This window comes from Kitasatospora sp. NPDC088861 (assembly GCF_044750105.1).
Classification (GTDB): Bacteria; Actinomycetota; Actinomycetes; order Streptomycetales; family Streptomycetaceae; genus Kitasatospora.
On sequence record NZ_JBIVJF010000017.1, the window covers coordinates 161,752 to 174,036 of the forward strand.

Sequence of the window (12,285 nt, forward strand, 5' to 3'; positions counted from 1 at the left end):
CGGACACCCGCACTTCGGTCGAACTGAGTTCGAACCCTATCGCCTCGCTCTGACAGGACGATCGTGACGCTGTCGGTTCGCGGGCGCGCAGCAAACTGACGAATCACGCCATCGTCACGCCCACTCCTCCTCTGCGAGTGGCGCTTCATTTAGCCGGTCGCGAAAAGCTCGCCAATTCGGCATGAATCTCTCCATGAGCTCAATGAAGCGTTCGCCATGATTGCGTTCGAGATAGTGCACCATCTCGTGGACAACGACGTACTCGAGGCAGCCTGGATGTTTTTTGGAAAGCTCCACGTTGAACCAAATCTGCCCGGTCTCGCGATTACACGATCCCCACTTGGTTTTCATGCGCTTGATGTTCCACCGCGGCACCGACACCTCAAGGACGGGTTCCCACTTGGCGATCAAGTCCGGGATCACGTGCCGAAGCTGCTCCCGGCACCAGCGGTCGAGCAGCTCCCGCCGCCGTTCAGCCGTAGTGCCGGTCTGGACGTACAGGAGCAGCCGCTCACCGTCCAGCTCGAAGTGAGCCCGCCCAGGACGCTCCACGACCTTCATCCTGCGGCGGACCCCCCACACGTAGTGCGACTCGCCCGTGACCATCTCTCGCACGGACTGCCGTGCAGCCGACCGAAGCTGCTCGCGCTTCTCTCTGATCCACGGCAGGCGTTGAATCACAGCGAGTCGCACCTGCTCATCGTCGAGCTGGTGCGGCGCCGCCACACGGACGCGTCCCGAGGGTGGATAGACTCCGATGTGCAGGTTCTTAATGTTCTTGTAGACGACATCGATGTCAATGCCACGGATGGTGAGAGAAGCACTAGCGGTACTCATGGCGTGCCTTTAGCAGGTCCATGAGCTCATCAAATCTGTCGAAGTCGGGGGTCAGAGCTTGAGCGAGCGCGCGCCTGACCTTCTTCTCCTTCATCGCGTTGCCCACCCACGAGTCGGGCTTGGCGTGAAGGACAGTGGTGTCCACGACCACGGCCAGCTCCGGTGATGGATCGAAGAAATCAATCAGGGCTCGGCGGCCACCATTGTCAGCCCACTCCGGATACTTGGTGCCTGACTCGCCCTTGCCGATCTTGGACGCGTGCTCCAGGAGCTTCGCAAGGTAATCCTTGTAGTCCAGGGCACCCTGCCGCCGCTCTTCGAGTATGGCGTCGAGCAGCTCCGACATCTTGTCGTAGTACTTCGGGTTCATCGGGCGCTCATCGATGATCACCATGCGCATGTTGTTGGTGATCGTTGCCGCAACCGCTTCCGGGTTCCTCCTGATACCCGCGGGAAGCCTCTCTAGCGCGCCGGATCCCATCTCAACGATCAACTGCATCAGGCCGGCTTCCTCGAAATCGGAGACGACCTCGGAGGGCCTGGCGCTGATGTACGTGTCCAGCAAATGCCGCATGCCGGCCTCATACTGCTTGAAATCGATGTTCTCGCCAGCGCCAAGCTTCACCTCTGCACGCACGTCGGCGTAGTGAGCGATCTCTTCCTTGATCGCTGCGGCTTCGGCGTCGCTGAACCCGGCGGCCTGCATTTCGTTGGCGAGGTTGCCGTATGCGCGGGTCACGGCTGCCACAGACTTGTAGAGCTCGACCCGCTTCGGTTCGTTGGCCTTCAGCTGGTCGGCGTTGCCATGCTCCCGGGAGCAGAAGTACTGCTGGTACTGGAGGGTGTCCTTCGGTGGTTCGACCGGCTCACAGAGCGCCCGGATCTTCTCCAGGGCCTCATTGAGGTCATCCCGGGCCTTATCGATCCGGTCTGACAGCAGCCCTTCGACGTCCTTCGCTTCGTAGCCTTCAAGAGCACCGCTGGTGTAGTCCTTGATCGCGGACTCAAGGGAGTTGAACAGGTCGCGGTAATCGACGATGTAGCCGTAGTCCTTGTCCTCGCCGTCGAGGCGGTTGACCCGGCAAATCGCCTGGAACAGGCCGTGATCCTGCATCTTCTTATCGATGTACAGGTACGTAGTGCTCGGGGCGTCGAAGCCGGTCAGCAGCTTGTCAACGACGATGAGCAACCGCATCTGGCCAGGGTCCTTGATGAAACGTTCCTTGACGTCCTTTTCGAACTGCTCGACCTTGCCCATCGCCTTGTCGGCAGGCTCGTTGAAGTGGTCCGCGAGCATCTGCCGGTAGATCTCGTACTGGTGCAGCCGCTCGGTCGCGCCGTGGCCTGAATCTTCCTTGGCGATGTCACTTGCCTGCGGTGTGTACGACGTGATGATTGCGCACTTACCCTTGAACCCGGCCTGCGTGAACAGCTCGTAGAGCTTACACGCCTGGTAGATGCTCTGACTGACGAGGATGGCGTTGCCGCGGCCATCCGCCAGACGCGGCTTGACCTCCATGTCAAACAGTATGTCGTTGACGATCTGCCGGGCCCGCGGCTCCGAACTGGCGACCTTCTGAACGGTGCCCCAGCGCTTCTTGAGCTCGGCGCGGGACAGGTCCGTCATACCGCGGGTCTTGGCCTCAAACCACTGGTCGACCTTCGCCGGCGAGGTCAGGTCCTGGTCGATGTTGCGAGCCTCGTACCGCAAGTCGAGCACGACGCCGTCTGCAATGCCCTCGTTGAACTTGTAGGTGTGGATGAAGCTGCCGAACCGCTGGACAGTGGTGTCCTTGTCCTCTTTGAGAAGGGGCGTGCCTGTGAAGCCGATGAACATGGCACCAGGCATGAGAGCCTTCATGGCGTCGTGCATCTTGCCCGACTGTGTACGGTGGGCTTCGTCGACAAAGACGAAGATATTGCCCTTGGCCTGGAAGTCCTTGGGGACGATCGCTTTGAGTTCACGAATGAACTCGCTGTCAGCTTCATCGCGGGCCTTCTCGTCTTCCGAGCCGCGGAACTTGTGAACCAGCGAGCAGATCAGCCACTTCTCGTCCGCATTCAACGCGGCAAGGAGGCCAGGGCCGCTCTTGGTGCGGTAGATTTCCTTCCCGACACCCTGGAAGACCTTTTCAATCTGCTCATCCAGTTCGGTCCGATCAGTAATCAGCAAGACCCGCGGGTTCGTCCCGACCTGAGATTCCCGGATCCAATTGGCCAGCCACACCATCGTCAGGGACTTGCCAGAGCCCTGGGTGTGCCAAATGATGCCGCCCTCCCGCTTGGCGATCCGCTCCTGAGCCGCCTTGACGCCGAAGTACTGGTTGTGCCGACACGTTTTCTTCTGTCCTGAGTCGAAGACCATGAAGTCGTGAACCAGCTCGAGCAAGCGCTCTTTCGAACAGAGTTGCACCAAGGAACGGTCGAGGGGATCGGCAATGTCGGACGGCTCACGCCACGCCAACCAGTGCTTCTCTGGCGTGTCGATGGCGCTGTAACGCAACCCCTCTACGTCGTTGCCGGCCATGACGAGCTGCACCGTGGTAAAGAACGACCGAATGAACTCGGGACGCTGATTACCGATGCTCTGCCGGATGCCGTCAGAGACGGCAACCTTCGAGCGCTTGAGTTCGATCGTCCCAAAGGCAATGCCGTTGACGTACAACACAATGTCCGGGCGCTTGGTGTGCTGCCCCAGAACCGTCACTTCCTCGGCCAGGGCGAAGTGATTTGCTTCAGGATGCGCCCAATCGATGAGCCACACCGTCTCCACCTGCTCGCTGACACCCGGCTTGACCTTCACCCCGTACCGGAGCAGGCCGTAGACGTCCCGGTTCGCCTCGTACAAATCGCGGCCGCCACCGAGCGAGGCATCGCTCTTCAGGTCATCGATCGCCTTGTTGATGAGGTTTTCGCTATAACCCCGGCCGCGAAGGTTCTGCCTGAGCAATTCAACATCGACGTTGGAGTTGGCCGCCCGATGCTCCCAGTTGCCGAGGTACTCATAGCCCAACAAATTTTGGAAGAGCTTGACGACCCGGTCTTGAGTCTTGCGCTCCGGCTGGCCGACGTTACTCACGCTGCGCTCTCCATAACGGGAAGGCGGGTACGGCCCGTAAGGAGCTCCCGCATCATGCCTTGCTTGAGAGCGCGTGCCTTATCGAGGCGGGCCTCATGGGCAGTGATTTCGCAATCCATGTCAGACAACACCTCAGCAATCGCTGCCTGCTCGCGCCGACTAGCAGGCCAGAGAAGGCGAAGACTACTAAGCCTTGAGCTGCCTAGATGCGCAACCGATGTGGTCTTCGTAGCGATAGCAGCAAACGCCCCCGTTCTCTGGCAATGCCGAAAGAGATGCGCGGCAAATTCGGGAGATGTCCCCGAGTGGGCTCGAAATCGGAGTAGCTGATTCTGCATTGCGCAGGGAGTTCCGAATTCGCCGCCGTAAATAGAACAGCGGCCGACGAGTTCTAGGGACTGGCCTTCATTGAGCAGAACATCCCCGTGCTCGACGCGAAAGCGTTCAAACTCGGCGTCCGTCATGGGCATCCAAAGAACGTCCTCCAGCTCAATTCGCCCATCAAGCACGTTCTTTGTCCGAAGATAGGGGCGCGAGGCTCCAGTACCGCTGACATTCAGCGCTTTGCCAGCAAGGACATCGCCCATCTCAGCCACGCGGCGGCATTCCCAGCTATCCCCGAATCCTTGCAATCGCCTACGGCCAGTGAGAAGCTCCTGCATCAAGCTTTGCTTGATGCGCTGCTTTTTGATGATCATCTGCTCGAGCGCGGCGATAAGATCGTCGACATCTGCCATCGCCCCAGAAATCTGACGCTGCTCCACGAGAGAACCTGGCCACGCAATCTTGACGTCATTCAGGATCGACTGCGTGATCAGCGGGAGGTCGTTTCTGTTCTTGACATCGTTTAGTCGCGCGGCTTCTAGGGCAAGGGAAAGGAAGTGGACATCCAATGGACGTTTAAACTGGTGAGCATATAGAGCATTATCGGTAACCCACGCTGGGCCATCATTCCTATATACCGCGCCACATTTCTGACCTACTCGACCAAGGATTACCGTCGGATGATCAATCATTGCCGACGAGGTATAACCCGCAACTCCATTTCCGCCATAGACAGGCACGGATTGTGACCCTGAGCGGGCAGACAGCCTTGCAACACTGATCAAAGCACCCGATCGGAAGGCCGCAATATCCGAGATCGTAAGGCTCAGCCATCGATCGGCCCGCGCGGTGCTCATTTCACTACTCCCATGTCGGCGAGGTGACGAGTTACCTTGGCTTCCAGTTTCGCCAGCTGGTCATCGAGGGCTCCGACCGTCTCGGCGTACCGTTGGCCGAGCTGCCGGGTCCGGCCGACCAGAGTAAACGTCATGGAGTTGACAACGCGAGCAACGCGATCTCCGATCGCCGCATGCCACTTGCCATCAAGCACGAGGTGCTTAATGTCAGACTCAGTGAGATTTCCGTACTTTTTGAGAGTTGCGAGATCGAGGGTTGCCTGGGCCTCCTTGACAGCCTTCTTGGCAACGGCTTCCTCGTTGTAGAGCTTGATCAGATGCTGCAGCGCCCTGATCTCCTCAGGGTCATCTTCCTCGTGCCGGGCCACCTTGAGCCGCGTCGAAGCAAGCTGTTTCGAGATCTTGCCGTCGTCCATCGCTCCAGCAAGCAGGCCGTCATCTACGGCGTGCTCCTCGATATACTCATCTACGTCACGGCTTGCACCTTCGGCTTTTTCGTGCAGTGCGTTGACCTTTTCCTGCTCGTCTGCAAAGTAGCGGGCGACGACGAGTGCCGGCGGGATAAGGTCCATCTTGTACTTAGTGGCGCTTCGCCCGGAGCCAATAACAAGGTCTGGGGACTCGAAGAGCCTGCGCTCCTTATCCTCAATGGTCTTACGAGGCTTCGCCGCTTCACACCACCCATCGTTCATGACAAGGAAGACGTCGTCGTGCATGACGCTATGCCAATAAGTCATGAGCTGCTCGTAGACGTCGTACTCATCGAGCAGAGGGGTTTCCTTGAAGCGGGCCAGCAGATCGTCACTGATGCCAGCAATCAGGCCCTTGGGGACAGTGTCCGGGTTTAGCACTTGCAGGGCTGGCCGGTGCGTAGCGAACCAGTCGTCAACCTGCCCACGGACGTCTACAGCGAACTTCTGGAACTCGTCAGAGTCCAGGATGGCCTGTTGTACATCAGCCACGCTGACAGCAAGATCACTGTAGCCGGGGCGGTTTGGCTTGAAGAGCATGGGACGAAGGCTTGGGAATGCCTCCCAGTACCCGTCGAGTGCGTCCAGGTCGCGGTCCGGGATCCCGCCGTGCATGTGAGCGTGAAGGTCCTGGATGTCTTCCGGCTCGGAGGAGTCGACGTACCGCGGAATGTTAAGGTTGTAGTCGTTCTTCGGGTCGGCGATCTCGTGGAGCGGCACCATACGCGAATAGCGCTCGATCTCGGTCTGCTTGTTGAAGACATCGACGATCTTGTGGATATCCTGACTCCGCAGGCGGTTCTTGTTGCCATCCTTCATGAAGCCCTTGGAAGCATCGATCATGAAGACGCCAGTTCGCGCGTGGGCATTCTCCTTGTCGAGAACAATGATACAGGCCGGAATGCCGGTTCCGTAGAAAAGGTTCGCAGGCAGGCCGATGATGCCCTTGATGTAGCCACGGCGCAGCAGTTCCTTACGAAGGTTGGCCTCAGCGTGACCACGGAACAACACACCGTGTGGCAAGATAACTGCGGCCTTGCCGTTGCCCTTGAGGGACTTGAGGATATGCAGGAGGAAGGCGTAGTCGCCGTTCTTCTCCGGCGGCCGACCGAACTCGAAGCGACCGTAGTCGTTCTCTAGGCCGTTGCTCCAGGACTTGATCGAGAACGGTGGATTGGCGACGGCGAAGTCGAAGGTCTGCAACCGTGCGCCTTGGGTGAACTGTGGGCTGGTAATGGTGTCACCCTTGCGGATGTCACGGTCCTCGTAGCCATGGAGGATCATGTTCATCTGGGCCAGTGCCCAGGTGGCGTTGTCCTTCTCTTGACCGTAGATGGTGAGGCCACGTGGGGCCTCGTCAGCTACCTTGAGGAGCAGCGAGCCGGACCCACACGTGGGGTCGTAGACCGTGTGGTCCTGCCGGGTAGCCGCACCGATACCGACGACCTTGGCAAGCACCCGCGAGACCTCGGCCGGGGTGTAGAACTGCCCCTTCGATTTGCCTGACTCCGTGGCGAAGTGCCGCATCAGGTACTCGTAAGCATCGCCAAGCAAGTCGTCGCCCTCGGCGCGGCTGCCTCGGAAGTCGAGAACCGCGAAGATCGCCACCAGCTTGGAGAGGCGATCCTGCATCTCCTTGCCCTTGCCGAGCTTCTCCTCGTCGTTGAAGTCGGCCAGGTCGATGACCTTCTCGAGTCCGTTGGCCTCGGCGAGCTTGCCGATGATCTTGTTGATCTTGTCGCCGATCTCCTTATCACCCTTGAGGGCGACCATGTCGTCGAAGGATCCGCCGGCGGGGACGTCGATCAGTGAGGTCGGATCGGACTTGGCCTTGTCCGTCACATACTTCACGAACAGCAGTGTCAGGATGTAGTCCTTGTACTGGCCGGCATCCATGCCGCCGCGCAGCTCGTCGCAGCTCCGCCAGAGCGAGCTGTACAGGTCCGACTTCTTGAGGGCCACTACCACGTCACCCCATCGATTGCGTCGAGACCAGAGCCAGACCGCGATTCCGCGGCGGGGTGTACGTGTGGCCTGTCCATCCTTCGGCGCCCATCCTTCGTGTGTCCATGCGCGACTGCATCATCACTACGGGTGATGCTCAAGCTGAGTGTCTCAACGATAGCGTCGGGAGGTGACGAAGGATCCCGGTACCATCCGGCGCCCAAGAGCGCATCTCGAGCTCACCGCTCTACACAAGGGGAACGCCGATCTGCGGCGCTCGTGCGAGCTCCTCAAGGCCAGGAGCTCGACCCGACCCAGCGACGGTACTGGGGCTCACCGACGAGCACCAGCACCGCCTCGGGGTCGAGCCCGTCCTCCGGGAACTGCACATCCCCCGCCTCCACCTGCCACGACCGCTGGCGCTCCGCGTCCACGAGCCTTGCGAACTCAGACGGCATGACGCCGAGCCGACCAGGCGGCTTCACTGCATCCACGCTGCCCTTCGGCGCGAGGTCACTCACGTCGGCCGCAAGCGGGTCGAGCACCTGATGCGCCAGGCCTGCCTCCAGGGCGTCAGCCCGCGCCGACCCCCGCTCCTTCACCCGCCACGCCCACGGACGACCTCACCCCGGACCTGGTCCAGCGCGATTTCACCGCCGACGCCCCGAACCGGCTGTAGGTCGCCGACATCTCGCTCATCCCCACCGGCGAGGGCCCCTGGCGGCGGGCCACGATCCGCGACGCCTTCTCCCGCTGGATCGTGGGCTAGCACACCTCCGAGCACGCGGACGTCGCCCTGGCCCTCATCACCTGGACTGCGCCTGCCTGGCCGGGAGGCTCATCCACCACAGCGACCACGACTGCCAAGCACATGTCCATCAAGCCACAACCCGCCCGCTGAAGGCAGGAACCTCCCGGGGTACCGCCGGCCACGGCACCGCCTACCGGCCGACCCCAGGCTTCACGGCTTCCACGGCTCGCGTCGGCTGTGCATTCGCGCTGTGCGCGATGCCCCGGAACCCGTTTCCGAGGTAGCCGCCGATCACGATGACGGTCGCCGCCGTACCAATAGCGAGCGCCAGTCGTTCACCTCTCGACAGAGCGGTCGCGCCCTCCGACGGTTCGGTCCGGCGGTATACGAGCGCCCCGGTCGCGAAGGCCCCGGAAACGACAAGGGCAGTGATCAGGTCAAAGGTTATGTACAAGAAGCCCCTCGGGTTCGGAGCCCGCCGCCGAGACGGGACGCCTTGGCGGCGGGCAGCGGAGAAACGGACTGATACGACGCCCCCTGTCGGGAGCTGCCTGGGGCAGCGACTACTCGGCGTCCAGCTTCTGTCGCAGCTGATCCAACGTGGAACCGTCGGGCGTCCGCCAGAGGGTCCAGCCGTTGATGATGTTGCCGGTCACGGCCTCTGCGGCCTTCGACGGCGAGGGAAACGGGGAGGACTGCCCGTCGACGACGAGCTGACCGTCTGCGGTGACTACGGCGCGACCCGACCTGTTGGCGCGGCGCTGGCGGAATGTGAGGACCGTCCCCGGTTCGAGCAGGTCGGCGCGCATCAGCCCGGCCAGGGGCCCCTGGGGAATCACCGGAGCGGCCTGTGCGGATACGGCCCCTTCACCGAGGGACAGGGTGACGTGGACGGTGTCGTCACCGCTCGCACTCACGAGTCGGGCGATGACAGCGGGGTCGAAGTGGATGCTCAGGGTGGCCATGCGCGCTCCTGACGTAGACGGCCTCCCCCGACGGGACGCCTTTGATCGTCTTCGATATTAAGCAGTACAAGCTGCTTGAGTCAACTCCCATATCCAGCGACTCAGGAGAACTTCTGAGGCGCCGGACGACAACCGACTCGCCTGCGGACGCGGTGAGCGGTGAAGCGCCGACGGGGCACGGGCCCTGCAGGCGCCACAGCCGTTCGGGAGGCATCCGAAGCAGAGCCGCCTGCCCTTCATCTCGCCAGGAAGCTGCTCAGTGCCTTGCTGCGGATGTCCCGCGTCGTTGCCAGTTGGTCCAGCAACAGCCGCTCATGGGCGTCGAAGCTCGCCATGGCTTCGCCGATGGACCTCTGGGTATCGAGATCGGGAAGGGCGACGGGCAGCATCCCGAGCACTTCGAGCGAGATGGTCCGCAGAGCCAGGCTCCCGGTCGAATGGGCATCGAGCCACTCCCGAGCTCCAGGGCTTCGCAGGAACGCCGCCAAGTAGCGAGAGTCAACGGTGTCGGGAGGACTGATCACGAAACAGCCGGTGCCGCAGAGCCAGCCCTGCTGCTCTTCTCCGACCACGGCGCATCGTCCGAGATCGCCCCGGCGAGCGACCACGATGTCTCCGCGATCCAACCGAAAGCGGTGAAGTCGTTCGGCATGCTGCTCGGAGATGTACTTGATGCCGTCCTCGATGAAGCCTACGTCCGAGATGTCCTTCGGCATCACAACGGGAACGCCTCCAGTCCCCACATAGTCCTGGGCCCGGACCAGGCTTCCCGAAGGCCCTGCGAGCAGCCGCACGGAACGGCCACCAACCGTCGAGCTGACGCTCACCACATCCTTCAGCAGCAGGTTCTGGCATCGGATACCGTCCTGAGCCAACTGATCCTGTGCGCCGACGATCTGCGCCAGTTCCGCTCCGAGCTCCGATGTCTCGCGGTTGCGCCGCTCGAAATCGGTCAGCATGGCGCTCAGGTCTGCGGCCCCGTCCGGCCCGCTCTCCGTCCGGAGGTAGGTCCGCGGATCCAGGTTCCCTGCGTTCTCGATGAGTTCGGCGTAGGCAACCGATCGGGAGAGACCCGACTCGTCCACCTCGTCCGCGGTTCCGTGCCAGCGTCGGAAGCAATCCGCGATGCGCTCGATGTCCTCGCCCGACAGCACGCGGGGCTGTTCCGACGACCGCGTCCCCACGCTGCGAGCATCGACGAGGAGCACGGAGTCGCTTCGGTGCACCGGACGGGACCGACGGCCCCTGCCGAGCACCCAGACGTGCACCGCGATGTTGGTACCCGAGAAGAGCTGCGCCGGCAGTGCGATCACCGCGAGAACCGCGCCCAGCGCGACCATTTCGCGGCGGATCCGCGCCTCCGCTCCTCCCGCCCAGGCCGCCCGCGCAGGCATCACGATCGTCGCGATCCCGCCTTCCTTGAGCTGAGACCAGGCAAGCTGCAGCCAGGCGAAGTTGGCGCTCGACTCCGGTGGCGCGATGAACCGCCCCTGCCCCCACCCGTCGATCCGCTGATTGAACGGCGGGTTGCTCAGTACCCGGTCGGCACGGCCCAAGTTCCGGTCACGCAGCAGCGTCGCCGGATCCGCCAGTTCCACCTGCGGCATACTCACCCCGTGCAGGGCCAGGTTCAACATCGCCGGGCGCACGTTGCTCCGATCCACGGCGTACGCCTCGAACGAGTTGTCACCGCCCGGCCCCCGCTCGGCCAGGTGCCGAGCGGCAGCCGCGAGCACGCTGCCGACGCCACAGGCCGGATCCATGATCCGGTCTCCCGGACGAGGGTCGGCCAGATCCACGAGCAGATCAGCAACCCCACGCGGCGTGTAGAACTCCCCTCCCGGCAACGCCCCTTCCGCAGCGAGCCGTTGGAGCAGCAGCTCACAGATGTCCGCCACCGAGACCTCTCCGAGACCAGGGCCCCGGTCCAGCTCCGCGACGAACGCCGTCATCCAGGCGGCATCGTCCTGTCCGCTCCCGAGGTCAAGATCGGCCGACCAGAGCAGCGGAAAACCCGGATGCCGCGCTGCCTCCTGCAGAGCCCCCCGCAGGTCGGTCATCGGGGAGAAACCGGCGGCGGCCTCCGCCGAAGCGCGTTTCCACCGCTTCACGAAATCGACCTCAGGTCGGCCTTCCACCTCCGCGAAGGCGGCCAGCACCAGGACCGCCAACATCGCGTCGGGGTCACCGGCCGTACCACGGCCTCGTCGGTAGGGCGCGTATGCCCGCCACAACCGCTCGGCGAGCTCTGCTGCCGGGTCTGCCGCTTCTCCGATCATCGAACCCATCTTCCTCGAAGTCCTTCTCCTCCTACTTCACCTGGCTGATGAAGTACGCCCCGGCGGTAACCGTGATCAGCAGGCACAGCCGCAACGTCGCCCCCGTGCTCTGCATCGCCTTACCCAGCAGTTCGATGAACGCCCTCATCGTGCCCCACTTCTCGATGGCCTGATTGCGCAGGAACACTGCGCACTTCAGCCGACGCTGCTAGTCGCGAGCTGACGCCCCCGACAGGTCGGCACAGCGATCAGACTAGCGACCAACTGCCGCACGGAAGGACGCGACGCATCCCACGCAGGAGCCGAGCTACATCATGCGCAGTACTGCTGCGCACAATGCTTCAAGCAAGCATGCAGCTCGAGCCCCCGACCCACCCGACGAGACTTCGACCCCAACCCGCTAGCGAGAGCCGGAATGTGACTCAGATCACGCAGGGGTCGGGCCGGAGCGTGCGCGCCCGGCGGTCGGAACAGAGAGCGCGGACCGGGCCGAGAATGCGCCCACCCACCCCGACCGGGCAGGCCTCCCTCATGTAATAGAAAATCTCTTACACTGCGACCATGAAGCCGACCCGAGCCGGGACCACCGAGAACATTTCTGTGTCCATGCCCGCCGAGCTGGTCAGTGAGCTCCGCTCTCGGGCCGGCCGTCGTGGACTGTCCAGCTACATCACCGAGGCTGTCAGAGGGTGTTCGATAGGGGATTCCCCCCAACTGTCCGGCTTTGGTTCTTGCGGCACGGACTCGTTTTCAGGATCTCGTGGCGGCCGGGTCCGTGT

At 62.4% G+C, this 12,285-nt stretch carries 9 protein-coding genes; 1 reads left to right on the plus strand and 8 read right to left on the minus strand.

The window, feature by feature from the left end; genetic code table 11:
- Positions 1–114: 114 nt before the first annotated feature.
- From ACIP37_RS25740 to ACIP37_RS25760, 5 genes are all read right to left on the minus strand, one after another.
- Positions 115–837, minus strand: coding sequence for a M48 family metallopeptidase (locus ACIP37_RS25740; protein WP_400809787.1), 723 nt, complete (start codon positions 835–837; stop codon positions 115–117).
- Positions 824–3,916 carry a type I restriction endonuclease subunit R gene (locus ACIP37_RS25745; protein ID WP_400809785.1) on the minus strand — a complete coding sequence of 1,031 codons (3,093 nt, stop codon included), beginning with the start codon at positions 3,914–3,916 and terminating at the stop codon, positions 824–826. The genes ACIP37_RS25740 and ACIP37_RS25745 overlap by 14 nt, the downstream gene beginning before the upstream one ends.
- A complete protein-coding gene (locus tag ACIP37_RS25750) occupies positions 3,913–5,097 on the minus strand; it encodes a restriction endonuclease subunit S (protein ID WP_400809784.1) in 1,185 nt (394 codons plus the stop codon). The genes ACIP37_RS25745 and ACIP37_RS25750 overlap by 4 nt, the downstream gene beginning before the upstream one ends.
- Positions 5,094–7,529, minus strand: coding sequence for a type I restriction-modification system subunit M (locus tag ACIP37_RS25755; RefSeq protein WP_400809782.1), 2,436 nt, complete (start codon positions 7,527–7,529; stop codon positions 5,094–5,096). The genes ACIP37_RS25750 and ACIP37_RS25755 overlap by 4 nt, the downstream gene beginning before the upstream one ends.
- 272 nt (positions 7,530–7,801) lie before the next feature.
- Entirely contained in the window at positions 7,802–8,056 is a 255-nt protein-coding gene (locus ACIP37_RS25760) for a hypothetical protein (RefSeq protein ID WP_400809781.1), read from the minus strand.
- Here ACIP37_RS25760 and ACIP37_RS25765 point away from each other — a divergent pair.
- Positions 8,000–8,788, plus strand: coding sequence for an IS3 family transposase (locus ACIP37_RS25765; RefSeq protein ID WP_400809885.1), 789 nt, complete (start codon positions 8,000–8,002; stop codon positions 8,786–8,788). The two genes, ACIP37_RS25760 and ACIP37_RS25765, sit on opposite strands and share 57 nt — an antisense overlap.
- A gap of 37 nt (positions 8,789–8,825) precedes the next feature.
- Here the strand turns inward: ACIP37_RS25765 and ACIP37_RS25770 are convergent, their stop codons facing one another.
- The 3 genes from ACIP37_RS25770 to ACIP37_RS25780 form a co-directional block, all read right to left on the minus strand.
- Positions 8,826–9,227 carry a DUF4357 domain-containing protein gene (locus tag ACIP37_RS25770; RefSeq protein WP_400809779.1) on the minus strand — a complete coding sequence of 134 codons (402 nt, stop codon included), beginning with the start codon at positions 9,225–9,227 and terminating at the stop codon, positions 8,826–8,828.
- A 236-nt stretch (positions 9,228–9,463) separates the two neighbouring features.
- Positions 9,464–11,515 carry an N-6 DNA methylase gene (locus ACIP37_RS25775; protein WP_400809777.1) on the minus strand — a complete coding sequence of 684 codons (2,052 nt, stop codon included), beginning with the start codon at positions 11,513–11,515 and terminating at the stop codon, positions 9,464–9,466.
- A 22-nt stretch (positions 11,516–11,537) separates the two neighbouring features.
- A complete protein-coding gene (locus tag ACIP37_RS25780; protein WP_400809776.1) occupies positions 11,538–11,693 on the minus strand; it encodes a hypothetical protein in 156 nt (51 codons plus the stop codon).
- Positions 11,694–12,285: the final 592 nt, after the last annotated feature.